Origin of the sequence: Arthrobacter sp. DNA4 (genome assembly GCF_024362385.1) — a bacterium.
Lineage (GTDB): Bacteria > Actinomycetota > Actinomycetes > Actinomycetales > Micrococcaceae > Arthrobacter.
In genome coordinates this window covers 543,612-569,480 of record NZ_CP101466.1, presented here as the reverse complement: position 1 = coordinate 569,480, position 25,869 = coordinate 543,612, and the positions used below count along the sequence as shown (strand labels likewise).

At 66.7% G+C, this 25,869-nt stretch carries 24 protein-coding genes, 3 tRNA genes and 1 pseudogene; 8 read left to right on the top strand and 20 right to left on the bottom strand.

Features of this window, described 5'->3' with window-relative positions; genetic code table 11:
• Positions 1-5: 5 nt before the first annotated feature.
• The 5 genes from NMQ03_RS02760 to NMQ03_RS02740 all read right to left on the bottom strand — a co-directional run bounded on the left by NMQ03_RS02760 (position 6) and on the right by NMQ03_RS02740 (position 4,688).
• Positions 6-1,061, bottom strand: a complete 1,056-nt coding sequence (locus NMQ03_RS02760) for a LacI family DNA-binding transcriptional regulator (RefSeq protein ID WP_255174284.1) — start codon at positions 1,059-1,061, stop codon at positions 6-8.
• 151 nt (positions 1,062-1,212) lie between these two features.
• Positions 1,213-1,461 (bottom strand): hypothetical protein, encoded by a 249-nt coding sequence (locus tag NMQ03_RS02755; protein WP_236800876.1) that lies wholly within the window; start codon positions 1,459-1,461, stop codon positions 1,213-1,215.
• Positions 1,458-2,357 carry a carbohydrate ABC transporter permease gene (locus NMQ03_RS02750; RefSeq protein WP_255174283.1) on the bottom strand — a complete coding sequence of 300 codons (900 nt, stop codon included), beginning with the start codon at positions 2,355-2,357 and terminating at the stop codon, positions 1,458-1,460. The genes NMQ03_RS02755 and NMQ03_RS02750 overlap by 4 nt, the downstream gene beginning before the upstream one ends.
• Positions 2,354-3,391 (bottom strand): carbohydrate ABC transporter permease, encoded by a 1,038-nt coding sequence (locus NMQ03_RS02745; protein WP_255174282.1) that lies wholly within the window; start codon positions 3,389-3,391, stop codon positions 2,354-2,356. The genes NMQ03_RS02750 and NMQ03_RS02745 overlap by 4 nt, the downstream gene beginning before the upstream one ends.
• Positions 3,392-3,398: 7 nt before the next feature.
• Positions 3,399-4,688: an ABC transporter substrate-binding protein gene (locus tag NMQ03_RS02740; protein WP_255174281.1), complete on the bottom strand. Its 1,290-nt coding sequence runs from the start codon at positions 4,686-4,688 to the stop codon at positions 3,399-3,401.
• A gap of 140 nt (positions 4,689-4,828) precedes the next feature.
• On the opposite strand from NMQ03_RS02740, the gene NMQ03_RS02735 reads away from it, so the two are divergent.
• Positions 4,829-6,637 carry a glycoside hydrolase family 13 protein gene (locus NMQ03_RS02735; protein ID WP_255174280.1) on the top strand — a complete coding sequence of 603 codons (1,809 nt, stop codon included), beginning with the start codon at positions 4,829-4,831 and terminating at the stop codon, positions 6,635-6,637.
• Positions 6,638-6,672: 35 nt separating this feature from the next.
• Here the strand turns inward: NMQ03_RS02735 and NMQ03_RS02730 are convergent, their stop codons facing one another.
• The 9 genes and pseudogenes from NMQ03_RS02730 to NMQ03_RS02690 form a co-directional block, all read right to left on the bottom strand.
• A complete protein-coding gene (locus tag NMQ03_RS02730; protein ID WP_255174279.1) occupies positions 6,673-7,284 on the bottom strand; it encodes a hypothetical protein in 612 nt (203 codons plus the stop codon).
• Positions 7,281-7,917, bottom strand: a pseudogene (locus NMQ03_RS02725) (hypothetical protein). Before NMQ03_RS02725 ends, NMQ03_RS02730 begins: the two are co-directional and overlap by 4 nt.
• Positions 7,914-8,294 carry a hypothetical protein gene (locus tag NMQ03_RS02720; RefSeq protein WP_255174278.1) on the bottom strand — a complete coding sequence of 127 codons (381 nt, stop codon included), beginning with the start codon at positions 8,292-8,294 and terminating at the stop codon, positions 7,914-7,916. Before NMQ03_RS02720 ends, NMQ03_RS02725 begins: the two are co-directional and overlap by 4 nt.
• Complete coding sequence (locus NMQ03_RS02715; RefSeq protein WP_159633655.1) at positions 8,291-8,482, bottom strand: hypothetical protein; 192 nt, start codon at positions 8,480-8,482, stop codon at positions 8,291-8,293. The genes NMQ03_RS02720 and NMQ03_RS02715 overlap by 4 nt, the downstream gene beginning before the upstream one ends.
• Positions 8,479-8,928 (bottom strand): Asp23/Gls24 family envelope stress response protein, encoded by a 450-nt coding sequence (locus tag NMQ03_RS02710; protein ID WP_255174277.1) that lies wholly within the window; start codon positions 8,926-8,928, stop codon positions 8,479-8,481. Before NMQ03_RS02710 ends, NMQ03_RS02715 begins: the two co-directional genes overlap by 4 nt.
• 198 nt (positions 8,929-9,126) lie before the next feature.
• Positions 9,127-10,719 (bottom strand): glycoside hydrolase family 68 protein, encoded by a 1,593-nt coding sequence (locus NMQ03_RS02705; protein ID WP_255174276.1) that lies wholly within the window; start codon positions 10,717-10,719, stop codon positions 9,127-9,129.
• A gap of 443 nt (positions 10,720-11,162) precedes the next feature.
• Positions 11,163-11,238, bottom strand: a tRNA-Phe gene (locus NMQ03_RS02700).
• Positions 11,239-11,286: 48 nt separating this feature from the next.
• A tRNA-Asp gene (locus NMQ03_RS02695) sits at positions 11,287-11,360 on the bottom strand.
• A gap of 91 nt (positions 11,361-11,451) precedes the next feature.
• Positions 11,452-11,524: transfer RNA gene (locus tag NMQ03_RS02690), tRNA-Glu, on the bottom strand.
• Between the two features lie 164 nt (positions 11,525-11,688).
• Between NMQ03_RS02690 and NMQ03_RS02685 the strand changes: the two genes are divergently transcribed.
• Positions 11,689-12,702: a PHP domain-containing protein gene (locus NMQ03_RS02685; protein ID WP_255174275.1), complete on the top strand. Its 1,014-nt coding sequence runs from the start codon at positions 11,689-11,691 to the stop codon at positions 12,700-12,702.
• 41 nt (positions 12,703-12,743) lie between these two features.
• Here the strand turns inward: NMQ03_RS02685 and NMQ03_RS02680 are convergent, their stop codons facing one another.
• Positions 12,744-13,427 carry a thioredoxin domain-containing protein gene (locus NMQ03_RS02680; RefSeq protein WP_255174274.1) on the bottom strand — a complete coding sequence of 228 codons (684 nt, stop codon included), beginning with the start codon at positions 13,425-13,427 and terminating at the stop codon, positions 12,744-12,746.
• 79 nt (positions 13,428-13,506) lie between these two features.
• Here NMQ03_RS02680 and NMQ03_RS02675 point away from each other — a divergent pair, with 79 nt between their 5' ends.
• From NMQ03_RS02675 to NMQ03_RS21080, 5 genes are all read left to right on the top strand, one after another.
• Complete coding sequence (locus NMQ03_RS02675; protein ID WP_255174273.1) at positions 13,507-14,478, top strand: DMT family transporter; 972 nt, start codon at positions 13,507-13,509, stop codon at positions 14,476-14,478.
• Between the two features lie 9 nt (positions 14,479-14,487).
• Complete coding sequence (locus NMQ03_RS02670; RefSeq protein WP_255174272.1) at positions 14,488-14,916, top strand: metallopeptidase family protein; 429 nt, start codon at positions 14,488-14,490, stop codon at positions 14,914-14,916.
• 10 nt (positions 14,917-14,926) lie between these two features.
• Positions 14,927-15,847, top strand: a complete 921-nt coding sequence (locus NMQ03_RS02665) for a cation diffusion facilitator family transporter (RefSeq protein ID WP_255174271.1) — start codon at positions 14,927-14,929, stop codon at positions 15,845-15,847.
• 183 nt (positions 15,848-16,030) lie between these two features.
• Entirely contained in the window at positions 16,031-17,272 is a 1,242-nt protein-coding gene (locus NMQ03_RS02660; RefSeq protein ID WP_369693195.1) for a glycoside hydrolase, read from the top strand.
• Positions 17,220-17,552, top strand: coding sequence for a C40 family peptidase (locus tag NMQ03_RS21080; RefSeq protein WP_369693194.1), 333 nt, complete (start codon positions 17,220-17,222; stop codon positions 17,550-17,552). The genes NMQ03_RS02660 and NMQ03_RS21080 overlap by 53 nt, the downstream gene beginning before the upstream one ends.
• A 48-nt stretch (positions 17,553-17,600) precedes the next feature.
• Here NMQ03_RS21080 and NMQ03_RS02655 read toward each other — a convergent pair whose 3' ends face one another.
• The 5 genes from NMQ03_RS02655 to NMQ03_RS02635 all read right to left on the bottom strand — a co-directional run bounded on the left by NMQ03_RS02655 (position 17,601) and on the right by NMQ03_RS02635 (position 24,762).
• Entirely contained in the window at positions 17,601-18,485 is an 885-nt protein-coding gene (locus NMQ03_RS02655) for an ABC transporter permease (RefSeq protein ID WP_255174270.1), read from the bottom strand.
• Entirely contained in the window at positions 18,475-19,521 is a 1,047-nt protein-coding gene (locus NMQ03_RS02650) for an ABC transporter ATP-binding protein (protein ID WP_255174269.1), read from the bottom strand. The genes NMQ03_RS02655 and NMQ03_RS02650 overlap by 11 nt, the downstream gene beginning before the upstream one ends.
• Positions 19,522-19,566: 45 nt before the next feature.
• Positions 19,567-20,748, bottom strand: a complete 1,182-nt coding sequence (locus tag NMQ03_RS02645) for a hypothetical protein (RefSeq protein ID WP_255174268.1) — start codon at positions 20,746-20,748, stop codon at positions 19,567-19,569.
• Positions 20,749-20,832: 84 nt separating this feature from the next.
• The gene (locus tag NMQ03_RS02640; protein ID WP_255174267.1) at positions 20,833-23,682 is read right to left on the bottom strand and encodes a PEP/pyruvate-binding domain-containing protein; all 2,850 of its coding nucleotides are present in this window, start codon (positions 23,680-23,682) and stop codon (positions 20,833-20,835) included.
• 39 nt (positions 23,683-23,721) lie between these two features.
• Complete coding sequence (locus tag NMQ03_RS02635; RefSeq protein WP_255174266.1) at positions 23,722-24,762, bottom strand: universal stress protein; 1,041 nt, start codon at positions 24,760-24,762, stop codon at positions 23,722-23,724.
• Between the two features lie 422 nt (positions 24,763-25,184).
• Between NMQ03_RS02635 and NMQ03_RS02630 the strand changes: the two genes are divergently transcribed.
• A complete protein-coding gene (locus tag NMQ03_RS02630) occupies positions 25,185-25,820 on the top strand; it encodes an NAD(P)-binding protein (protein ID WP_255175520.1) in 636 nt (211 codons plus the stop codon).
• Positions 25,821-25,869 lie beyond the last annotated feature (49 nt).

The following is a 25,869-nucleotide window of genomic DNA, read 5'->3' as shown; positions in this document are numbered from 1 at the left end:
TGCTGTTAGGGGTTTTGGGGAGGCGCAGTGGTGCGCCGAATGATCAGTTCGTGGGGGGCGACGGCGGAACGGACCGCACCGGCCTCGCCATCCAGCTCGTCCAGCAGCATCTTGGTGGCCAGTTCGGCCTGCTCGTCCGGGCGTTGCCCCACGGTGGTCAGGCCTATGGCATCGGCAAAGTCGTGGTTGTCGATGCCCACCACGGACAGTTCGCCGGGGACGCTGACGCCCATGCGGTTGGCCTCAAAAATGACCCCCATGGCCATTTCATCCGAGGCGCAAAAGATGGCGGTGGGCTTCTGCCCCGGCCGGGACCACAGCCGGCGCAAGGCTTCCTGGCCGCTGCGGACGGTGAAGTCCCCCCACTCATCCCATTCCGGCCGGGTCGGCAGGCCGGCGGCCGCCATCACGTCCTTGAACGCCAGGATGCGCACCCGGGGGACGTCGAAATTCAAGTCGGTCTCGTCGTCGCCATGCAACAGGGCAATGTCCCGGTGTCCGAGGTCGATCAGGTGCCGGACCGCGGTGGACGCGGCAGCATAATCGTCAATGCCGATGTACGGGCATTCCTCAACGTGCCCTCCCACCACAATCAGCGGAATATCGATCTTCTGCAGGTGCTCGATCTCTTCGTGGCTGAGCGCCATACACAGGACCAGCAGCGCGTCGATCTGCTTGTAGACCATGGTCTTGCTGAAAAGCCGTTCCCGGTTGCTGCCATGGCCGCCAAGGTTGAACAGCGAAAGATTGTAGTGGCGGGCATGCAGTTCCCGGTCGGCGCCCTCGATGGCCTTGGAGAAGAACCACCGGCTGACGAACGGGGCCAGGACACCAATGGTCTTGGTGCGTCCGGTGGCCAGGCCGGAGGCCGAAGATGAAGCGACATAGCCCAGGTCCCCTGCCACTTCCAGGATTTTTTTCCTGGTGGTAAGCGAAACCCGCGGCAATCCGCGGACTGCCCGGGAGACTGTGGCGGTTGAGACTCCGGCGGCAGCCGCCACGTCCTCGATGCTGACGCCGTTATGGCCGCCCCGCTGGGACCTTTCCGTTGTCCGTGCCACCGTGTCCCCTCTTTAACTCCTTTGCGGCGTAGGACGGCCCTGCGTTTACCCCGGCCCTGTATTTTTCCACTCCGCGGGCAGGCAGTGTTAACCGGCCCGGTGGCCGCGCATGCACCACCATCACGGCGGCGGCCCGGCGCCGTCCGCATTCCTACCTGCGGGCCGGGAGTTTCCGGCGGAGCCGGACCATGCCATACAGGGCCAGCAAAGTTGCCAGCAGTCCCAGCGCCCATCCAAGGGCAGGCTGGGCAGTAACTTCCATCCACACAGTGACCACCAGGAGGACCAGGGCCCAGAATGCGAGGAAGCCAATGATGATGTCGAAGTCCTCGCCCGAGCGGACCAACCGGCTGCGGTTTCCCGCCCCCGGTGTGCGGGGGCGGGAACCGTTGTCCGTCACTTGACTGCACCTGCCGTGAGGCCGGCGACAATCTTGCGCTGGAAGACCAGCACCAGGATCACCAGCGGAATGGTGACAATGGTGCCTGCGGCCATGATGGCCGTGTACGGGATCTGGTTGGGCTGTGCGCCGGCGAAGTTGGCGATGGCCACCGTCACCGGCTGGGTTGCGTCGCTGGACAGCTGGCTGGCAATCAGGAACTCATTCCACGAGGAAATGAACGCCAGGATTGCCGTGGTGAAGATTGCCGGTGCAGCCAGGGGCATGATGACCTTGCGGAAAGCCTGTCCCTGGGTGCAGCCGTCCACGCGTGCCGATTCCTCAAGCTCCCAGGGCATTTCCCGGAAGAACGAGGTCATGGTGTAGACCGTCAGCGGGAGCACGAAGGAGATGTTCGGGATAATCAGTGCCTGGTACGTACCCATCCAGCCGATATTGGTGAACAGCTGGAAGAGCGGGGTGATCAGGGCAACGCCGGGGAACATGGAGGCGCCCAGGATGAAGCCGAGTACCAGGAACTTGCCCTTGAAGTTCAGCCGGGCAAGTGCGTAGGCGGCGAACACACCAATGAGCAGGGAAACGATCGTCACCACGCCGCCGATGAACACACTGTTCAACAGTGCCTGGCCGAACCTGTTGCCAAAGGACGTATCGAAGGCGGTCTTGAAGTTGTCCAAGGTGACGTGGGTGGGCAGGATGGACGTGTCGTAGGTGAACCCCACCTCACGGAAAGCGGTCACCACCATCCAGTACGCCGGCGCCAGGCACCAGATCAAAATGACGATGGCACTGACATAGGTCCTGCCCTGGGCCCACTTTTCCCGGTTCTGGGCAGCCTTACGGCCTTTGTCCTGGCGTGCCCGCAGGGCGGTGGCGTCTGCTGTTGCCGTGGTCATTTCTTCCCCTTTCCTGTGGCACCGCTCTGCTCAACCACGTTTGCCCCGAGGAAGCGGACAAAGATGAAGGCGACGAGGAAGATGATGATGAACGTGATGGTGGACAGTGCGGCCGCCGAGTTGAAGCCTTGCCTGATCTGGTTGATCACCAGGATGGACAAAGTGGTGGTGTTGTTCGCACCGCCGGTGAGGATGTACGGCAGGTCGAACATGCGCAGCGCGTCCAGCGTACGGAACAGGACTGCCACCATCAGCGCCGGCTTGACCAGCGGAAGGGTGATCAGGCGGAACCGCTGCCAGGCAGTGGCGCCGTCCACCTTGGCTGCCTCATAAACTTCCGCCGGAATCATCTGCAGGCCGGCAAGGATCAGCAGCGCCATGAACGGCGTGGTCTTCCAGACGTCGGCAATGATCACGGCCCACTTGACCGGCCACTCGCTGCCTGTCCACAGGATGGTGGTATTGAACAGCTTGTTGGCGATGCCCTCGAAAGCGAAAATGAAGAACCAGAGCTTGGCCGTCACAGCAGTAGGGATGGCCCAGGGCACCAGCACGGCGGCGCGGACCAGGCTGCGTCCGCGGAACGTACGCGCCATGATCATGGCCATCCAGAAACCCAGGACAGTTTCGAACGCCACAGTCACTACCGTGAAGAAGAACGTGGTGGCTGTAGCGGACCAGAACTGCCCACCCAGGGTGCCCGGCGGGCAGGCTACGGTTCCGCCGTCCGGTGCCGAACACTGCTGCGCCAGCCAGTTGACGTAGTTCTGAATACCCGCCGGGCCGCCTGCGGTGAAGAGGCCCGTGGCCGGATCCAGGCCGGCATCCTTTTGGAAGGACATAACAATGGCGCTGATGATCGGGTAAACGATCACCACGGCGAGGGCGATGATGGTGGGGGCGAGGAGCCAGGAGGCCCAGCGCCCCTGGCTTGCAATCCTGTTGTCCTCCCCCACGCCCTTGGGCGCGTGATGGACGGGGGTACCGCCCGACGCCGGTGACTTGACCGGCGTCGGGCCTAGTTCGGTTGCCATGGCAGAACTACGATCCCGCACCGGCGGATTCGATGGACTTCTGCATGTCAGAGAGTGCGGTTTCCACGGACTTTTCTCCCTTGATTGCGGAGTAGGCGTTCTCTTGGATTGCCTTGGTGACAGCCGGGTAGAAAGGCGTCACCGGACGCGGCACAGCGTTTTCGATGGACGTCTTCAGGACCGGCAGGTAGGGCAGCTTGGCAACCAGTTCCTGGTCCTCATACAGCGAACCAAGCACCGGGGCCAGGGAGCCCTGCGTAGCGTAGAACTTCTCGGTTTCGGCCGAAGTCATGAACTTCAGGAAGTCCAGCGCGGTGGCCTTGTTCTTGGAGTAGACACTGACGGCGAGGTTGTGGCCGCCAAGGGAGGAGGCACCGGGGCCGTCCTTGCCCGGCAGGGCAGCCAGGCCGGTCTTGTCCTTCACAGCCGACGAGCCTTCAGTGGTGATCAGGTTGAATGCGTAGGGCCAGTTGCGCAGGAACATGAGCTTGCCGCTCTGGAACGCCTGGCGGCTGTCCTCTTCCTTGTAGGTGATGGCTTCCTTGGGAATGTTGCCGTCAGCGTAGGCCTTCGCCAGGTTCCCCAGGCCGGCCTTGGCCTCGGAGGTGTTCAGGTCGGGCTTGCCTTCCTTGTTGAGGACCGAGCCGCCGGCCGAGTTGATGGCCTCGGAAGCATTCACCGTGAGGCCCTCGTACTTGCTGAACTGGCCTGCGTAGCAGCCGATGTTGTTCTGCTTGGCGATGGAGCACATGCTCATCATCTCGTCCCAGGTCTTGGGCGGGGTGGGAACCAGGTCCTTGCGGTAGTACAGGATGCCACCGTCAGAGGTCTGCGGAGCCGCGTACAGGGTGCCCTTGTACGTTGCGCTGTCCACGGTGGGCTTGAGCATGGCGCTGGTGTCGATCGCCATCTTGTCCTTCAGCGGCTGCAGCCAGCCCTTGGCTGCGAATTCCGCGGTCCAGACAACGTCCACATCCACAACGTCGTAATCGGACTGCTTGGCCTGGAAGTGCTGGACGATGTCATCGTGCTGCTGGTCGGCCTGGTCGGTCTGTTCCTTGAAGGTGACCTTTTCGTTCGGGTGGGCCGCATTCCACTTATCGACCAGGGGGCGGACAACGTTGCTGTTGTCCTTGCCCTGTACATACGTGATGGGGCCGCGGCCGTCGAGGTTGGCGTCAGCGTCGCTGCCCCCACCGCCCGTGGTGCCCCCTCCACCTCCGCCGCCGCAGGCGGACAACGTAAGGGCCAGAATGCCGGCAGTGGCAGCCGGAAGCAGGAATCTCGGGGTTTTCATTAGCTTGAAGCTCCTCGCTGAGTGACAAGTAAGTCGACAGTGCGCTTGCTAGGTGAGGTTGATGTGGTGACCATCACACTAGTAAGGTTGCTGTCTGCAATGCAAGCGTTTACATCAAAAAGTTATCAGAGGGGAACCAAATGACAGATCCGTCCGTTCCCGCGCCGCGTCCAGCCTCCCACGCGTGGTGGGCCGACGCCGTGGTCTACCAGATCTACCCCCGTTCGTTCGCCGATGGCAACGGCGACGGGATGGGCGACCTGGGCGGCGTCACGGGAAGGCTTCCCTACCTTCAGGCCCTCGGGGTGGACGCAATCTGGCTGTCACCCTTCTACAAGTCGCCCCAGGCAGACGGCGGTTACGACGTGGCGGACTACCGCCAGGTGGACCCCCTCTTCGGCTCGCTGGCTGACTTTGACGCCATGTTGCAGGAAGCCCACCGCCTCGGCCTGAAGGTCATCGTGGACCTGGTTCCCAACCACACCTCGGATGAACATGCATGGTTCCAGGAGGCGCTGGCGTCCGCCCCGGGAACTCCTGCACGGGACCGGTATATCTTCAGGGACGGCAAGGACGACGTGCCAGGATCCGGCGACGGCAACCGGGCTCCCAACAACTGGAAATCCATCTTTGGCGGGCCGGCCTGGAGCCGCGTGAATGAAGCCGACGGGACACCGGGCCAGTGGTACCTCCACCTCTTTGACACCCGGCAACCGGACCTGAACTGGGACAACCCGGAAGTCCAGGAGGAGATGCGTTCAGTGCTGCGCTTCTGGCTGGACCGCGGCGCCGACGGCTTCCGGGTGGACGTCGCCCACGGATTGGTGAAGGAGGCAGGGCTTCCGGATTGGGATGGCGTTGCAGTCATGGTGGAGGGAACCTCCGCTCCCCACCGGGAAAGCCACCTGCCCGGTGACGCTCCGCACGCCCACACCGATGCCGAGGAACCCCACAGGGCAGTGTCCCCCATGTATCCGCCGTCGCCCTTCTTCGACCAGGACGGGGTCCACGCCATCTACCGGGACTGGAACCACGTCCTGGCCGGATACGGCGGGGACCGCATGATGGTGGCCGAGGCCTGGGTGGAGACGGCCGAGCGCCTGGCCCGCTATGTCCGGCCGGACGAAATGCAGCAGGCCTTCAACTTCGATTTCCTGCTGGCGGGGTGGGATGCCGAACGGATGGCGGACGCCATCGACGCATCCCTGGCAGCGGCAGCATCAGTGGGGGCCCCGTGTACGTGGGTGCTCAGCAACCACGACACCGTACGGCACACCACCCGGTTTGGACTCAAGGATCCCACGACGTTTCCGAAAGGCATCGGCCCCGCCGACGAACAGCCCGACCCAGCACTGGGCCTTGCCCGCGCCCGTGCCGCCACGTTGGTTGAGCTGGCACTGCCTGGTTCCGCCTACCTCTACCAGGGAGAGGAACTGGGGCTTCCCGAGCACACTGCGCTTCCCGACTCCGCCAGGCAGGACCCCACGTTCTTCCGGACGCATGGGGCTGAAATCGGGCGTGACGGCTGCCGTGTCCCGCTGCCGTGGGCCCAGGACCAGCCCGGGTTCGGATTCTCCGGGGCACTCTCCGCCAAGGCGTCCGGGCCCTGGCTTTCCCAGCCGGAAAGCTTTGGCCCCTTGGCCGCCGACCAGCAGGATGGCGAGGAGGGCTCAACCCTTGAGCTGTACCGGGCAGCCCTGGCCTTCAGGTCAGCACAGCAGCTGGGCAGCGGCAGCGTGGAATGGACTGATGAACACGCGCCGGACAGCGGACTGCTGGCGTTCCGGAACGGGGATGTGGTGGTCCTGTCCAACCTGGGCTTCGCCTCCGCCCCTGTGCCGGAGGGCTACACCGTGGTGCTCTCAAGCGGTCCCGAGCCGGTCGATGAATGGGCCGGGATGCGGGAGGTGCCCGTGGACAGCACCGTGTACCTTCTGGGCGGCCGGTAGCAGCAGGGTGCCCGGGCTGCCCACGCAGAGGCAGTTCAGCGGACGCGCTCTGCCCGGCTGAAGCGTGTCCGCGCCCCGGCCCCGATGTGGATGAGGACGGGAATCTCCTTGCCCACAACAGACTCCAGGGCATTCAGGAGCCCGGAGACCTCGGCTGCGAGGAGGTGCGGGGCCACCCCTTGGCGTGGCAGGAGCCGGACCTTCAACGCCGGGGAACCCTTCACGTCGTAGGTGGTGACGGTGGCGCCTGCCAGGTCCGGCCGTCCTTCAAGGGCCTGCCGGAGGGCCTGCTCGGCCACCCCGCCGCCGATCCGGACGTCGCCGGGAGTCTCTCCGGGATCGTATTCCGCGGCCAGCAGGTTTGACCGGCCCTTGCCTTGCTGGGCGATCCAGGCAACCATGAGCCCCATCAGTGCCAGGAGCGCCAGCGCCACGACGATCCACAGCCAGCTCTCCGGCCGGCCCGGGAACCGGGCGGACTCGAACAGCCGGCTGACACCGTCCCATGCTCCGGCGGACCAGGAATGCCACCAGGAGCCCACCGGGGGCACGGTTGCCAGCAGCACCAGGAGGAGTCCGGTGCCCAGCAGGATCAGGCCCAGCACGGTGAGCAGGATGCGGTTGAGCAGTGCCGGGGTGCTGTTCATGCTCCGATCACCCCGGACGGGGTCACATTGATGCGCGGAACCGGCGACGGCTCCAGCAGCATCTGGTCCAGCTCGTCCCGCACGGCCTCAAGGACACGGTCCGGGTCCACGGGCACACCGGAGGTTGGCCGGACGTTCACCAGCACCTGGCGCTGGGAGACGACCACCATGACCTGGTCGGGGGTGACATTGGCCGCCAGCCGCGCGCGCCGGGCGATCGAGGATGCGACGACCTCGTCATCCACCACCACGGCCGGAAGTCCCTCGCCCGGGGCGCACCAGGAGATGGCGGGCACGTTTCCCGGGAAGGATTCCGTTGAGCAGGAAAACCAGTCCCAGCATCGCCAGCACAGCACCGATCGCTGCCAGCAGCAGCGGGGGGATTCCGGCAGGCAGGTCGACGATGCGCTGGGCAGCCACCTGCGGCTCGATCAACCAGGCCGGCTGCCCCACGGCATGCACTCCGGACTCGAGGACGCCGTAGACGGCCAGCACCAGGACCAGGACGGCGCCCACGACCGAGACCACGGCCCTAGAGGAATGGGTTTCGCGGTAAACCACCCTGCCCATGTCCGGGCCGTTGTTTCTCCGGGATCCGCTGTTGGCCCGGCGGCTTTCCACCCTGCTGCTCACCGTACCCGCCCTCCTCTGCTGATCTTTGCCCCGCTGACTCGGATGTCCACCCGGCTCAACTGCGAGCCGCTCAGTTCCGAGACCCTTGCCAGGATGCTTTCCTTGGCCTTCACCGTGCGGTCCCAGATGGATCCGCCCGCGATCTCGACCCTGGCAGGGTCCAGCACCACGGACTGCAAAGGCGGGATGCTGATGGGGGTGACGAGGGACAAGGCCAGCAGGCCGTCGTCGTCCGTCCAGTCCGCGCGCACGTCCTGGGCGTCGACCCCCAGCGCCTGCGCCGCAGCTGCCTTGGCAAGGCTGGTCAGCGCCTGGGTGCTGATCCGGTTATGGCCGCTGAGCGCCTGCCCACGCACAACGGGCGCGGGCGAGCTCATGAGGAGGAGCGCCGGCCGGTGATGGCGTCGAATATGCCGCGCAGGTCCAGCTTTCCTTCGGCGGCACGGCCCAGGAGCGCCCCGATGGCCATGAACAAAAGGGAAACGAGAAAGCCCCACAGGCCGAACTGCAGGGACATGAATGCCACGAAGGCGCCCATGGCCGTGCCTGCCACGGTGAGGTTCACAGCAGCGCCTCCCGTTCGGGAGCAACCGGCGCGGTTGTCTTGACGGGCGGCGGCACGTAGACGTCCGTGATTTCGACGTTCACCTCGATGACCTGCAGCCCCACGAGTTCTTCGACCGCGCGGTAAACGGCGGCCCGGACGTCATTGGCCAGTGCATGCAGGGGCGTTCCGTAGCTGGCCACCAGGGTGATATCCACGGCTACCTGTGTTTCGCCCACTTCCGCGTGGACGCCGGCGGCATGATCGGAACTTCCGACTGCGTCACGGATGGCGCCCAGGGCACGGGACGGGCCCGAACCCAGGGAGTAGACGCCGGGGACCGACCGCGCGGCGATCCCCGCGACTTTTGCCACGGCGGTCTCGGAAATTACGGTCCGTCCCGGACCAGGAGCCGGACTGGCGGCAGGACGGCTTGGCACCACGGGGTGCGGGTTCTGGTATTCCATCAGGCACTCCCCCTTCTGTTGGTTCCACCCTATAACCAGGCTGCGGCACATGTGCTGGAAAACCCCCGCGCGGGCCGCACCGCAGAAGGCGTTCCGTGCCGGGGATTTCCGTGCCGGGTTAAAAGGAACCAGGCGGGAATCCCGTGGGGGCTCCCCGCCTGGTTCACGTGCGGCGACCAGCCGCTGGTGCGTGAGGACCTACTTGTAGAGGCCTTCGCCGCCAACCCTCACATTGGTGGGCAGGTAGCCGAACGGGCCCAGGCCGTTCCGGCCAAAGTTCCTGTCCACCTGGGACACACCGTTGCGGAAGTTGATCTTCACCGTCGGTGACAGGGAGCCGCCACGGACGCCGTTGACGTTGTCGATGAAGGACTGCACCAGGCCGCCGGGCTGCACATAGTGCGAATATGCCTGGAACTGCTTACCGTTCTGGTTCGGGGTGGGTGCCTCCGGGGACTCGGACGGAAGGTTCAGGTCCGTGGGCGAACCCAAGGCCAGGCCGCTGTTGTTCATCGGCTGGTAGTCCGAGCGGATGCCGTCGCCCACGAAGCCGTACACGCCGTCGGGACCGCGCATGCCCGCAGCGTAGGTGAACTGGTGGCTGATGGTGAACAGGTAGTACTTGTTCTTGCCGTTTTCATTCTGGATGAAGATCTGCGGACGCTCGGTCTGGTCGTTCACGCAGTTGCCGGAAAGGATGGGCGGAAGGAAGGACCACTTGGTCAGGTCCTTGTTGTCCGCCACTGCCAGCCCCACGTTGGCTGTCTGGAAGTAGGCACCGCTGTTCTGGACGTCGGTAACGCTCTCCGCATGGGGGTCACCGGGCCGGTAGCCCAGGTCCTCGGCCTTGCACTGGTAGTCGCCGCGCTTTGCTGCTGTGTTGCCTTCGAACACCATGTACGTCTTCCCGGGGTTGGCCGGGTCCACGAACGTGTAGGGGTCGCGGAATGCGAATCCGGCGTTCTGCGCCTTGGTCTGGTACATCTTTCCGTCCGGTTCCAGCAGCTTGGTGTGCTGGAACCCGTCAAACGTGACGCCGTTCTGGTCGGCATGAATGTTTCCCAGCGCCTTGGCAATCACAGCGTCCGGGGCGATTCCACCGCCGCCGGCGTTCCGCTCAGCCACATCGTAGAAGGTAGTGGCCGTGTAGAAGACGTTCACGTGGTTGCCCTGCATCAGGCGCGTGGAACCGGACCATTCGGTGTTGCCGATGGAGGTGTTGTCCAGGAACAGGTGTCCACCGTATTTCCACTTGTCCTTGGCCGGGTCCGCGTTGGTCTTCCGGAAGAAGTAGCCGATCCGGGCGTTCCAGTGGCGCTGGTCGAAGCCGTATCCGGCGTGCCGGTCAGCGACCAGGGAGAAGATGACGTCCCAGCCCTTGTAGCTGATCTGGTTGGCGTTTTCGTCCGTCAGGGACCAGGTGTCCCAGACCCAGACGTCGTCGTTCATGGCGGGGAAGTCCTGCGGGATTTCCGGCATGGTGACGTCCGGGCTCATGGAGTTGGCGCCCGGGGAGACCGTGGAGTCGCTCTGCGCCATGATCTGGCGTGCGTCTGCGCGGGTCCACTTGGAGGTGAAGTCCGACGCCGGGTCGAAGGCCTGCTGCGTGTGTTGCGTGGGCAGGGGGAAGCCCGGGGCGGGGGCCGGCATCTGCTGGACGGCAGGCGGGTCGGAAGGCTCGTTGGCCTGTGCCGCGGGGACGGCCAGGAAGGCCGAGGCAGCCAGGGTTGCCGCCAGCGCCGCGGCGCCGGTGCGCCACCGCAGCAGCCGGTGTTGGGGGTGCTTGTGCATGTCTTGCTCTTCTCGCGGAGTTGTAACTATTCGTGGAAGGCGGGCGAGTGCCCATGACCCCGAAACCAACCGCGGCCCCGGCAACACCTCTGGCGTCATCCGGGACGCCGTTGTGTTGTGGGGGTTCCAGGCCTGGGTAGGGCCTGCCTGGCCGATGGAAAGCGTGCTGTCCTTCGGCCGCGCTCAACCGTAGACGGGGTGGAGGGAGCACTTCAAACCCTGTTTCGGTAGCCGGAACTGGTTACTGCCCAGTAGAGTGCAAGCGCTTACGCAAGTCATCGCGCGCGCGTGCCACATCCCGTCAGCAGGGGTCAAATGTTTCGTCAGGCCCCCGAGAATTTTTTCAGCGCGGGATGCGTTGTTGCGTGCACCACGTCACGTGCACGCAATGCACGGCTTTAAATGAAGAAAAGCACCAGTTCCGAAGAACTGATGCTTCCCAGTGGTGGCTCCGACCGGCGTCGATCCGGTGACCTTTCGATTTTCAGTCGAACGCTCTACCAACTGAGCTACAGAGCCTAGGTGACTAGTCACCATGACAGCCGGAATTTCTTCCAACAATCAGAGCGACCCTGACGGGACTTGAACCCGCGACCTCCGCCGTGACAGGGCGGCGCGCTAACCAACTGCGCTACAGGGCCTTGCGTTTCTTGCTTTTGCAGTATCTCTACCGCTTTTTTCAAGGCTTCCAGCCTACCAGACTTTTTTAGCCTGCTTGACCAGTTCCTTGCGTACCCCCAACGGGATTCGAACCCGTGCCGCCGCCGTGAAAGGGCGGTGTCCTAGGCCGCTAGACGATGGGGGCCAGAACCCGTTCGGAACAAAATAAAAGGCGTCAAGCGGGGCTTTCCGTCTTTGTCCTCTGTGTTTCTCCGAACTGGACTCTAAAACTATAGGGGCTAACCGGGAATATTCCAAAATTGGCGAAAAACCCCGCCGTTTGGCGGCTGCGCAGGTGAAGATGGACGGATGGATGCCGTCGACGCGCTCAACGAGATCGCTTTCTGGCTGGAGCGCGGACGCGCGGCCACGTTCAAGGTCCAGGCCTTCCGGAAGGCAGCCGCCGCCATCAGCCCCCTCGGCCCCGCGGAAGTAGCCGAACGCGCCCGGAGCGGACGGCTCAAATCCATGAAGGGAATCGGCGACCGGACCTACGCCGTGATCCGGCAGGCCGTGGACGGACAGGTCCCTGACTACCTGGCAGACCTCAGGGAGAAGGGTGCCCAGCCGCTGGCATCAGGCGGGACGGAGCTCCAAGCGGCGCTCCGTGGCGACCTGCACAGCCACAGCGAATGGTCCGACGGCGGCTCCCCCATTGAGCTGATGGTGGCGGCCGCTGAGGTGCTGGGCCGCGAATACCTGGCCCTGACCGACCACTCCCCCAACCTCACCATCGCCAACGGGCTGTCCGCCGGGCGCCTGCGGGAGCAGCTGGACGTGGTGGCAGGCATCAACAGCAACGGCGGGGCCACCCGGCTGCTGACGGGCATCGAGGTGGACATCCTGGAATCCGGCAGCCTGGACCAGGAACCGGCGCTGCTGGACCGCCTGGACATCGTGGTGGCCAGCGTCCACTCGAAGCTCCGTGCGGACCGGAAGACCATGACCACCCGGATGCTCGGGGGCATCCGGTCTCCGCAGACCAACGTCCTTGGCCATTGCACGGGACGGCTCGTTGAAGGTTCGCGCGGGACGCGGCCGCCGTCGGAATTCGACGCCAAGGAAGTCTTCGCAGCGTGCGCGGAACACAACGTTGCCGTGGAGATCAATTCCCGCCCGGAGCGGCAGGACCCGCCCGATGCCCTGATCCAGCTGGCACTGGAGGCTGGGTGCCTGTTCTCGATCGACAGTGACGCCCACGCACCGGGACAACTGGACTTCCTGCAGTACGGCGCCGAGCGGGCAGCCCGAAATAACGTGCCGCCCGAGCGGATCATCACCACCTGGCCGGTGGACAAGCTGCTTGCGTGGGCCGGCAAGTAGGGCGGTGTTGTCCCGGGCCGCGTCAGCGGGGCTGAGCGCCGCTACTTGAGGGCGTCTGCCAGCTTCTGGCGGAAGTCCGCCTTGGTGGACAGCGTGAGCTTCTCGCCGTTGAGGAAGAAGGTGGGCGTGCCGTTGACCCCCAGGGCGTTGCCGTCCGCGATGTCGGCCAGGATGCGGTCCTCGGTCTTCTGGTCGGCCACGACGGCATCGAACTGCGCCAGGTCCAGCCCCAACTGCCCGGCGTAGGTGCGGAACAGGGGTGCCTGCGACTGCTGGCTGCCGGCCCACTGGGACTGGTTTTCGAACAGCTTGGCGGCCATCTGCTGGTACTGGCCCTGCTGCGCCGCTGCTTCCGCCGCCAGGGCAGCCTGGCCGGAATTGGGGTGGGCGGACAGCGGGAAGTACCTGTTGACGAAGGTGATCCTGTCCCCGAACTCCGCCTTGAGCTCCTCCACGAAAGGATGGACGGCGGCGCAGGACGGGCACTCGAAGTCCAGGAATTCCACCAGCTGGGCCTTCTCCTCGGCAGGCGCAGTGAGGCGGTGGCTGTCGGCACGAACGAGTTGTTCAGCGCCGGCGGCCGGAGACGCCACCTGCTGGGGCTTCGTTGCGGTAAAGATGGCGTACCAGGCAACGCCGCCCAGGACGATGGCAGCCAGCGCAATCCAGATGATTTTCCTGACAAGGCGCGGGGTGTCACGGGCGGGAACCGAAGGAGAGGCCATGGTCCGCATCCTAGCCCGCGGCCACCCACATGGCCGATTTCCGCCAGTTCGGTGCCTGCAGCAGCCGTACATTTGACTCATGCCTTCCACCAGCCGCGCCCGCCGGCCCCTGCCTTCCCCCGCTGCAGCACCCACGCCCGTAAAGGCCCTTGGCGTGGCGGCCATGGTGGTCACGGTGGTGCTGTGGGCCTCCGCGTTCGTCGGCATCCGCGCCATTGGGCCGCACTTCTCCCCCGGCTCCCTGACGCTCGGCAGGCTGGCGGTCGCCGCCGTCGTGCTGGCCTTCCTGGTGGTGCCGCAGCTGCTCAGGAGCCGGGTGCTGCCCAGGCGGCGCGAATGGCTGCCCATCCTCGCCTATGGCGTGATGTGGTTCGGCGGCTACAACGTTGCCCTGAACGCCGCCGAACACATCCTTGATGCCGGCACCAGCGCCCTGCTGATCAACGTCAACCCGATCCTGGTGGCCATCATGGCCGGCATTTTCCTCAAAGAGGGCTTTCCCCGCTGGCTGCTCATCGGCAGCACGGTGGCGTTCGCCGGTGTTGCACTGATCGCCCTAGGTTCCGGACAGGCGCGCAGCCCCGGGGAAAGTTCGACGACGGACCTGGCAGGCGTGGCGCTTTGCCTCCTTGCGGCAGTGCTCGCCGCAGTCAGCGTCATCATCCAGAAGCCAGTGGTGCGGAAGTTCCCCGCGGCACAGGCCACCTGGTTCGGCATCATGGTGGGAGCACTGTGCTGCCTGCCGTTCGCCGGGCAGTTGGCGTCCGAAGTGCAGGCCGCTCCCCCGCAGGCCACCTGGGCGCTGGTGTACCTGGGCGTTTTCCCCACGGCCATTGCCTTTACCACCTGGGCCTACGCACTGTCCCTGGTGGACGCCGGGAAGCTGGCCGCCACCACCTACCTGGTGCCCGGGACCACGGTCCTCATCTCCTGGCTGCTGCTCGGTGAGATCCCCACCGCCTGGGGACTGGTGGGCGGGCTGGTGTGCCTGGTGGGCGTAGGGCTGACCCGGCGCAGGACGCGGGCACCCGGGCAGCGGCCCGGGCACTAGAGTCGGGGTATGCCAGCCAGCCTCCCGCCGGGACTGCCCATCGTTCCCGACGGCCCGCACGAATCGTCCCCATTCACCATGTCTGCTGACGAATTCGAGGTGGCCGTCGAGGATGCCCTGGCCAGTATCCCGGACCGGCTGGCCCGTGCCATGGACAACGTGGCAGTCTTCATCGACGACGACTACGTGCCCGGTCCGGGGGAAGATCCGGACACCGTCCTGCTGGGGCTGTACGAAGGCGTCCCGCTGACCGAACGCGATTCGTGGTGGGACGCCGGTTCCCTTCCCGACCGGATCACCATCTTCCGCGAGCCCATCCTGGAGATCTGCGCCTCCCGGGAGGACGTGATCCACGAAGTGGCCGTCACGGTGGTCCACGAAATCGCGCACCACTTCGGCATTTCCGATGACCGGCTGCACGAGCTGGGCTGGGGCTAGCCTTGTAAGCATGGGACACGACCACAGCCACAGCCACGGGATCACCGCCACCGGGCGGCACCGGAAACGGCTGGTGGCCGTCCTGGGGATCACCCTCGGCGTCGTCCTCATCCAGCTCGTGGGAGCGGTGCTGTCCGGTTCGCTGTCCCTGCTCGCGGACGCCGGTCATATGCTCTCCGACGCGACCGGCGTCACCATTGCACTGCTTGCCGCCTGGATCGCGGGCCGCCCGGCGAGCGACCAGCGGACCTACGGCTACCAGCGCGCCGAGGTGCTCGCGGCCCTGGCGAATGCTCTGATCCTGATCGTGATCTCCGTGGTGATCTTCACCGAGGCGGTCCGCCGGTTCGGCGCACCGCCGGAGGTGCAGACAGACATCATGCTGTTTGCCGCCATCCTCGGCGCCGTGGCCAACCTGGTGTCGCTGTTGATCCTTCGCACGGCACAGGATGAAAGCCTGAACGTCCGTGGCGCGTACCTGGAGGTGCTGGGCGACCTCCTGGGCTCGCTGGCCGTCATCATTGCCGCCGTGGTCATTATGGTGACCGGCTTCCAGGCTGCAGACACCATTGCCTCCGTCCTTATCGCGCTGATGATCCTGCCGCGGGCCTGGAGCCTGCTGCGCGACGTGGTGGATGTCCTGCTGGAGGCCAGTCCGAAGGGGGTGGAGGTGCAGATGATCCGCGAGCACATCCTCTCGGTTGCCGGCGTTACCGATGTCCACGACATCCACATCTGGACCATCACGTCCGGCGTCCCCGTCTTCTCGGCCCATGTGGTGGTGGAGGACGGCGTGCTCAACGCACGGGGTGCCGACCAATTGCTGGACAAGCTGATCACGTGCCTGGGTTCCCATTTCGATACCAACCACTGCACCTTCCAACTGGAGCCTGCGAGCCACTCAGAGCACGAGGAACATCAACACGCCTGACCCCGACACACCCGTGCATTTCACCGGGAAATGACACGCTTGTGGTTTATGTTATTGATGTGACTGTTGTTGCTAATGTGCATAAGGTCACGTAGCCTCGGACTGCTGGCGAGCAGCTGAGGGGCATAGTCGTGCCGCATCCAGAACCTCACTCCCAGTCTTACCGTTGCGAGGTCTCTGCAGATGGCTTTACCCGGATCCGGCCGCAGGACGGCTGCGCTGTGCGCCGCCGTCGTACTCTTTGCATCCGTGGCAACACCGGCACTCGCGGTGCCGGCACCATCGGCCCCCGTGACCGTTCCTGCGTCGCCCGCAATTCCCTCGCCGGACGACATCGCAGCAGCGAAAGCCAGTGAAGCCGCGACGGCGGACCAGGTCAGCGCGATCGAGCGCATCCTGGCGGACGCCTCCACAGCCCAACAGGCAGCGTTCGCGGTGGCCATGCAGGCCAACAACTCCTACAGCGAGGCTCTCGTGGAGCTGCAGCAACGGACGGAAGCGGCGTCAGCTGCCGCAGCCAGAGCCTCCTCCGCGCGCGACCAGCAGGACAAAACCCGGAAGCAGGTGGGTCAGCTCGCCGGTGACCTGTACCGCAATGGCGGCCTGAACCCCACCCTCGGAACCCTGGCCAGCGGCAGCGAAAGCCTGCAGCAGGCCGCCACGCTTGAGGCACTTTCCGCCAGCCGCAGCCGGGCCTTTGAGGCTGCGGACGCTGCTGCCACCGCCTACCGTTCCCTGACCGCAGCTGCGGAGGACGCCACCAAAGCCGCCGATGATGCCGCAAAGACGGCCGAGCAACGCAAGACCCAGGCGGAACAGGCCAACGCCGCGCAGGTCAAAGCCGTTGCCGACGCCAAGGCACAGCGGACCATCCTGGTGGACCAGTTGGCCCAACTCCGCAACACGACTGTGGCGCTCGAATCGGCCAGGGTGGATGCCCTTGACCGGCAACGCGAAGAGGCACGCCTTGCTGCCTTATCCGCCGCCGCGGACCAGGCGGCGCGGGAGAAGGCTGAGCAGGACAAGGCAGCGCAGGAGAAGTCAGCGCAGGACAACGCCGGCCAAAACCGGCCCGCCGGACGGAACGGCGGCGGCCAGGACACGGCCCCTGCAGCGCCGGCACCCGCCCCGGCCGGGCCAGCGCCTGCCGCTCCGGCTCCGGCCCCGGCTCCGGCTCCGGCGGCGCCGGCACCTGTTCCTGCTCCGGCAGCCCCGGCACCTGCACCTGCCGCGCCTGCTCCAGCACCGGCGCCCGCCCCTGCCCCGGCCCCGGCTCCAGCCCCGGCCCCGGCTCCGGCTCCGGCCCCCGGCCCCCGCGCCTCCCACCGGCTCGGGCACGTACGAGGCAGCCATTTCGGTTGCCCTGGGGAAGGTGGGCGCGCCGTACTACTACCAGTGGGGCGGCACGGGCGTTTACGGCTTTGATTGCTCGGGCCTGGTGCAGAATGCCTTCGCCGCGGCCGGGACGTACCTTCCACGCACCGCATCCCAGCAGTATGCCTCCGCCCCGGTCCACGTTCCCATCTCGCAGGCCCGCCGCGGCGACCTGCTGGTCTGGGGTTCGGCGCCGAACTTCTACCATGTGGCCATCTATCTGGGGAACGGCCAGGTGGTGCAGGCCCTGAACCCGCAGGAAGGCATCACGGTTTCCAGCATCAGCTCCATGGTGGGCATGGACCTGTACCCGTACGCCGCCCGTTACTGACCAGCGGACTGGGCGCGCGGCAGGACCTGGAGGCTCCCGCCGCCGTCGTCAGCTCAGGATGTCCTTGGTGACGAAGCGGCCATAGGCGAGCGCGCCGAACACTGCCACATAGCCGGCCTGGAGCAGGGCGTTGTCCACGAAGGAATCCCACACCAGGGGCTGGCGGAGCATGTCGCCGAAACCAAGCCAGTAGTGGCTGAAGAGCCATGGGTGCAGCCAGTCCAGCTGCGGAAGCTGGTCCAGGACCTGGGAAACCACCGAGACCACCACGGTTGCGGCCATCGCCCCAACGGGAACCACCGTCATGGTGGACAGGAACAGCCCGATCGCCGACAGCCCGGCCAGCGACACTGCCAGGTAGGCGGCGATCAGCACTATCCGCAGGGCAGCGTCGGCGGGCTGGACCACCCCGCCGGAGAGCAGTGTCACCGGGCCTACCGGGAACAGCGCCGCACCAATCGCCGCGCCCGCCAATCCAACGGTGAGTGGAGCCACGATGCAGAAGGCCAGCGCCCCGGCATACTTGACCAGGAGGAGCCGCACCCGCCCTGCCGGCGCCACCAGGAGGTACCGGAGGGTCCCCAGGTTGGCCTCCCCGGCGATCGTATCCCCCGCCACCACCCCCACGGCCAGCGGCATGAATAACGGGACGGAGACCAGCATGGCCGTGAAGGCCACAAACAGCCCGTTCTGGGTGATCCGGTCGAGGAACGCAGGACCGCGCCCCGGTGGGACCGCAGAGGAAACCTTCACGGCCACGGCAATGAGGACCGGAATGGCGGCGAGCGCCAGGAGCAGCGCCCAGGTCCGCCGGCGCCCGAACAGCACCTTGAGCTCCGACCCCAGAAGGGATAGTCCCGGGCTGCGCGGGACGGCGGCCGTCCGGGTGGCTTTGGCGGTTTCCGGTATCTCGGCGGGAACGCTACTGGGCAACGTCGAATCCTTCCCCGGTCAGGGCAACGAAGCGGTCTTCAAGGCTTTCACGCTCGACGGCGAAGCCCCGGACGCGGACACCGGCCTTCACCAGGTGCGCCACAACATCCTCCGGGAGCACCGCAGTCTGCCCGGCCGCGGCACCCATCGCCGCAACGATGGTCTCCCCATCCAGCTGTGGGCGCTGGGGTTCCTGCGGCCCCGGAAGGACGGGAAAGGCGGGAGGTCCGGGTAGGGCGCGACGTTCAGCCTGTGCCTCCGGGTCTGCCGGCCCGGGTGCCAACCCCAGCCCCGCCAGGACCTGCCGCGCCGCGCCGCCGTCGGGCGTTACCAACCGCAGGCGGGTGCTTCCGGCCTGCCGCAGCTCGGCCAGGGGACCCTGTGCCACGAGCTTTCCCGCGCTCATGACGGCGGCGTGGGTGCACATCTGGTCCACCTCGGCCAGCAGGTGGCTCGAGACGAAAACGGTGGTGCCCTGGTGTGCCAGGGACCGCACCAGGTTGCGCACTTCGCGGGTGCCCTGTGGATCCAGCCCGTTGGTGGGTTCGTCCAGTACCAGCAGGTCCCGGGGTGAGAGCAGGGCATTGGCTATGCCCAACCGCTGCTTCATTCCCAGGGAGTAGGCGTGCACGCGTTTCCCTGCCGCGTGCTCCAGGCCCACGCGCTCCAGTGCCTGTTGCACGCGGGCTTTGCGCGTGGCGGGCACTGAATGCGGGCTGGCGGAGTCCAGCCGGTGGAGGTTTGCGGCGCCGGACAGAAAAGGGTAGAAGGCCGGGCCTTCCACCAACGCGCCCACGCGCGGCAACACCTCGTGAAGCTTGTGCGGCATCTCCTGGCCCAGCAGGTTCACTGTCCCTGCCGACGCGGCTGCCAACCCCAGCAGCATGCGGATGGTGGTGGTCTTGCCGGAGCCGTTGGGGCCCAGGAAACCGAAGACCGTCCCGTGCGGGACGGCCAGGTCCACGTTGTCGACGGCGGCCTGCTGGCCAAAGTGCTTGCTGAGGCCCCTGGTCTCAATCGCCAGGCCGGCAGTCACCGCGCCAGCCCCGGCCCGGCTGCCACTCCCCCGCCCGTCCAAGGCCTACCGGGCCGCTGCTGCTGCGGCCTGCAGCCTCTCCGGCGGCACCATTCCCGCGAAGATCCGGCCGTCGTCGGTAATCAGGATGTTGAGCAGTGCCGTGGACAGCAGCCGGCCACCGGGTACGGCGACGGCGGCCTGGGACAGCAGCGGGTCCTGCAGTATTGATTCGGCGGCGGCGGCGGATCCACGTGCTGTGCCTGCCACTGTCTCCCAGCCGGCACCGGTTACGGAGATATCTCCCTTGGCGCCGCCGCGCATGGCAGCCGGGTTATGGGCATCGGCGGGGTCATGGGATTTGGCGGGGTCATGGGACTTGTCCGGTACGGGGAGTTCCTTGACGGAACTGCCGGGCGGCGGGGTGAAGGCGAATACTGACGGGTCCGGGGCGTCCAGGGAAAGGCTGGTGAACCCGGACGCGAAGGCAGGCTTGTCCGCGCCGCGCGGGGTCACCTGGACTGACAACGGCATCCCGCTGGCACCGTCGACGGCGATGGCCACCTTGCCTACCAACGTTGTGTCCGTGCGGGGCTCGATCAGCAGGTTGTAGGCGGCGCGCCCTGCAACGGAAACGTCCGGGCCCACGGATACGGCGGTGCTGGGGTCCACCTTGGCCAGGAACTGCCGGGCCAGCTCAGCCGGAGTGTGCATGCCGCCCTGCGTTTCACCCGGAAGCCGTGGGTCGTTGGCATGCGCAGGGTCTTTGGCATGTGCAGGCTCAGTGCCGTTCGCCGGGTCCTGGGTGTGCGCCGGCAGGGACAGGTGCGCTGCCGTGTTGTCCTTTGAGGAGTAGAGCCAGACGTCGCTGCCGTGGCGGACCACGTCCCGTTCGGCCAGTTGGTCCATTACCTGCACACGGGCATTATCCTCGCCGTCCACGTAGATGCGCGCGGTGTGCTTGCCTGACAACAGCTCGATCACCGACGCCACGCTGCCGGCGGACGCAGGTCCGGACGCAGCACCGGACGGCTTGCCGGCAACCGGAAGTTCCGGCAGTCCCAGTTCAGCGGACTGCTCCACCGTCCCCGAGAACGTGCGCACCTGGTGGCTGGCCGCCAGTTCCAGGACCTCGGCAGGCGTCTTGGTAAGCAGCGGGTTGCTGGCGACGGCCGGGAGGGACCCGACCAGGGCACCGGAGGCAATGGCCACCGGAGCCGCGACGGCGGGCAGCCACCGCAGCCACATCCTGCGCCTTGTGGTGTTTCGTTGCACCTGTACGTGTTGGAACGGTCCGCTGGAATCCAGCCTGTCGGAGCCCATAGATACAGACTACGCCCGTGCAGGGGGGTCCGTGCCCCGGGGAACTTGCCCGTTCTGCGGCGTACCGGGGCGTTCCGGCACAACGGTTCCCGCACCGCCGTCGACCGTTATCTTTTGGCCCGTGCTGATCAGGCCGGTGGCGTCCGCCACACCAACGACGGCCGGGATGCCGTATTCCCTGGCCACCACGGCGCCGTGGGAGTTGGGTCCACCCATCTCCATCACCAGTCCTCCTGCCGTCAGGAACAGCGGAGTCCAGCCCGGGTCCGTGGACGGTGCAACCAGGATCTCTCCCGGTTCCAGGCGGGCTCCGACGGGATCCAGGATGACCCGCGCCGCAGCGGTCACCGTCCCGGCCGAGGCCGGGCTGCTTACCAGGGTTCCGTTGGCCGGACCTCCGTTCGCGGCGGTTCCGGCGTCGGCCCGCACTGCCTCGGGTTCGGTGCCGTCCGAAAGCAGCACCCGGGGGATGTGCCGGCGCCTGAGCTCCAGGGCGTAGTCCTGGCGCCGGGCCGCCACGAGTGCCTTCAGGTCCGGGGCAGGCGCCGGGCTGCCCGCGGTTGTTCGGGTCAATGCCTGGCGGACCTCCGCGAAATCGAGGAAGAACACGTCGTCCGGCTGTTCCACCGTGCCCGCCTGCTCCAGTTCGGTACCCACCAGGAGCAGCTGCCGCCGGACTTCCCCAAGGCCAAGCACCAGCTGGTACTTCGGCAGCTCCCGCAGGCCTGCGAACATGCGCGCCCGCCGGAGTGCGGCACCCACCAGCCGTCCCCGGATCCTGCTGCGGGCAGCGGCCCGGGCAACGAGCCGGTCAACCTGCGCTTCTGCGTCCTCGGCGGCCTTGCTGAACTGGGCATCCGGCGCCAGCGCGGGGTCGTCCAGCCGGAGGTAGTTGGCGAGGATGCCCAGGATGTGTTCCGGTTCCTCCGACCACCGGGGCAGTCCGACGTCGATCTCGCCCACCGCCCGGTGGCCGTATCTGTCCAGGAACCTGGCGAGGCCGGCGTCCAGGCGCGCCGGCAGCTGGCCGGCCTGGAAAGCGGCTGCGAGGGCTGCTGGATCGCGGGCCATCAGTGCGGTGCGTGATTCGGCGTCTTCCTGGATTGCCTGCGCCAGGTGCCACAATTCCAGGTCCATTTCCGTGGTGACGTTGTTGGGCAGGCCGCGGATCACCGGTTGCAGCCCGTCCCACGCATTGCCGCCCACGAGCTTTCCGGCAAGGCCCAGCATCGTGAAGCCCAAGGCGGGAAGGGGAAGGATGGCCGGAACAATGGGGAACAGGCGCGATCCCGCGAGGGACTCGGCATGGTCCAGGCGGGCCAGGGCGCTTGCTGCGCCGCCGGGAGCCAGGGACGCCTCGAAGGTCCGGGTGAAGCGGTCAAGCCGGCGGAGGGCCGCCCCGGGCCGGACCAGCGCACGGAGGAAGGTGGCGGGAACCTCTGCACGGATTGCCGCGGGTCCGACGTGGCGCAGCAGCCCGAGGGGCGTCCTGGTGGTCACCGAAAAGGCGGGGTCCGCGAACAGCTGCCGCATGACCGTTGCCGTCCGTGCCTCCATGATGTCGAAGACCCGCGGCACGAGCCGGCGGCCAACGGTGCTGCGGATGGGAGTGGTGAAGTCGACGTATATCCGCTGCCCCGCCTCGGCGTAGGGGGATGGCCCTTCCCGGGGATCGGAAACAGGGAAGCCGGCGGCGGTGGCGACGGAGGAGGCGATGAGGCGGACAGCAGCCAGGCCCATGGGTGTCAGCGGCCGTGTCAGTCCCTGCGCGAGGCTGAAACAGAGGTAGGCCCTGGTCCCGCCAACGGCGGACGCTGCCTGCGGAACCCTGCCGGCAGCACCGTTGCTTTTCGGGACCGGGTAGAGGGTGGTGATGGGCCTGGACTGCGTGAGCCACAGCCCATCGGCGCCGTCGACGGCCCACTCGATGTCCTGCGGGGAACCGAAATGCCCTTGGGCCTGCAGCCCCAGCCGCATCAGGCCAACCACCTGGCTGTCTGGAAGGCACGCGGTGCCCTGGGCGCCCTGCACCTGGCGGATTTCGGTCCCGCCGCCGGCAACCGGCCGTATCTCCACGCCCTTATCGCCGGGTTTCCGTTCCAGCACCCTGCCGGTCAGTGCGTCCACCACGAAGTGGTCCGGATTGACGGCACCGGAGACCACGGCCTCGCCGAGGCCGGGGCTGGCATCGATGACTATCTGCCGGCGGCTGCCGGTGAGGGGATTCGCCGTGAACATCACGCCGGCGGTCTGGGCGTCCACCATCCGCTGGACCACCACCGCGAGCGAAACGGCTGCCGGGTCGATTCCGAGGCTTGCCCGGTACGCGGTTGCCCGGTCCGTCCACAAAGACGCCCAGCACCTCCGGACGGCGTCCAGCACCGCGGGCACCCCCACGACGTTCAGGAAGGTGTCCTGCTGACCGGCGAAGCTGGCGAAGGGCAGGTCTTCAGCGGTGGCCGAGGACCTCACTGCCACCGCAACGTCCGGCCCCAGTGCCGTATAGGCCTGCTCCACGGCATGGGCTACGGCTGCCGGAACCGGAGCGTCCAGGATTGCTGCACGCGCCGTTGCGGCCAAGCCGGCTGCGTCGGGAAGGTCCCCGGCGGCCCCTGCCGTCTCCACCATGGTGGCGTAAACCCCTGCCAACGCGGGAAGCAGGGCCTCGGGGGCACCTATTGCCTGGCGGTATGCGGCGGTGGTCAGGCAAAAGCCGTCCGGAACCGGCAACCCGGCAGACAACAACTCCCCAAGGTTGGCTGCCTTGCCGCCCACCAGCGCCAGCATCCCTGCGTCGAGGCTGCCCAGGCCGAGCACCAGCCCCTCGGACACCTCACCGGCTGTCATCTGCTGCGTCATGTCCGCGGTCCCCCGCCGGCTCCCCGGGAAAGGCGCGGTCTAGGCGGCGTCGCCCAGGATGGGGCCGAACCGCCCGCGGTCGGCCAGGCGGGGGTCCTCCCGGTCCGGGACCACCATGACCGGGCCCTTGGCATGGTGGAGCACGCCGTCTGATGTTGAGCCCAGGAGCATTCCGGTGAAGCCGCCGCGGCCGCGGGTGCCCACCACCACCAGTTCAACGTGCCGGCTTTCCTCGACGAGCACGTCCACCGGCGAGCCGTCCTTCAGCTCGTAGCCGGCCTGGAGGTTGGGGTAATGGCTGCGGAGCCAGGCCATGCCGGCTTCCAGGGTGACCCGGATGTCATCGAACAGGGCCTTCCGGTCCATGGGCGCCGGAACCCAGGCCAGCGAGCCGCTGTACTGGGGAACGGCGCAGACCACGCGGAGGGATGCGCCAAGGCGTTCGGCCTGGTCGGCTGCTTCAAGGACGGCAACGCGGGCCTGCTCGGAGCCATCCACGCCAACCACCACCACGTTCTCCACCGGCCGGTGCCCGGACCTGGCCTGCTCGGCCTTGACGCGACGGTCCTCCGTGGACTCGCCGAGCCGGTCCGAGCAGAACAATGGGACCGTCACCGTGGGGCATTTTGCGTGGGCGGGCAGGGCACTGCTGACTGATCCCAGGAGCCGGCCCACAAAGCCGCCGCGGCCGCGGGTGCCGACCACCAGGAGTTCCGCGGTTTCGGAAATGTCCAGCAGGACTCCGGCGGCGTCGCCGTTCTCCACGGCGGAGCTGACGTCCACGTCGTAGGCGGCAATCTTTTCCAGGGCCTGCCTGGCAATGGCTTCGGCGCCTTCGCGGATGACGGAATCATCCACGGTGGCGTAGCCGCCGTCCAGGCCGGACGCGGCGAAGATCGGCACGGAGTAGGCGGTGACGATGTGAAGCGGGCGACGACGGCGCTGGGCTTCCCGCGCGGCCCACACCAGGGCGCACTGGCCATGGTCCGAACCGTCAACGCCCACCACGATGCCGTGGGGAGCGGCCGCGCCACCCCCACCGTCCCGGGCCGGGTCCGGATGCAACTCTCGTGAGCCCATGGGGGCCGCCTCCTCGCGATACGCCTGATGTTGCGGCTATTCTGCCAGAAAACGGGCCGCTCCCCGCGCACCCGGCCCAGCGGTGGCACCGGCAGGAAAAGGACCGCTCCCGATTCCCACTATTCTCTGTCCCCCAAGCCTTAGCAAGCCTGCTCAGGGGCTGATGGGCCAAGTATCCACAGGCAATTTGCCGGGTTCCGGAAAGCGCCTTCTCGCCACGAAAATGATTTCGTTCACGGGCTATCCACGGCCGCTTTTGTTCTGTAGTCTTCAGGACATTGTTGGTCCGGGACGCCAACTGCTTCTTCCTGTCAGGACGGTCCCGGCCATGCGCTGCGGCCGTGCTTGGGGGTAACGGGACGCGAGTAGCGAGGATGCGGCACCTGCCGAAGCTCCATAGGAGGGAAACTGTAGTGTCAAGCATGCCTGGGATTGCCGGGACCGAACAGACCACCACCATCGTCATTGGCACGGGCCTGTCCGGACTGGCCGTGGCTGCTGAGCTGCGCCGCCATGGGGTGGACTCCATCGTGGTGGACGGCCTCGACATCCTGGGCCAGGCCCAGCCCGCGAACACTACGTCACTGCAGCGCTGCGATGCGGCGGACAGCGGCACCCTGCGCGAGCGGAACGAGATCCTGCGCCACCTGCGCAATTACGCCGCAAGCCACAGCGTGGACGTGCGGAACACCACCCGGGCGGTGCAGCTGAGCATGATCGAAGCACCTGACCAGGCCGCCCCGCAGTGGCAGGTGCACACCCCCACGGGCATCCTGGTGGCGGACCACATCGTCCTCACCCGTTGCGCCCACAGCCAGTTGCGGCGCATGCTCAACGACTTCGGCATCGCCGTGGGCCGGAACGTGGCGGCAGCCATGCGGGCCATCGGCATCTACCTGGTGGGAGTGGGCGAACTCATCACGCCATCGCCCAAAGAGGTGCTGCGCCAGGCCAAGACCGTGGGCCAGGCAATCTCTGCCAAGGTCAACCCGGACGGCGCCCTCCCGTCCACCGGCGTCTTCCCGGCAACGGGAAGCTTTGCTGCCCTGGGCTGCTGACTGCGGCCCCGGTACGCGCTGCAGGGCTGGAAGGAACCGGGCCTGCCGG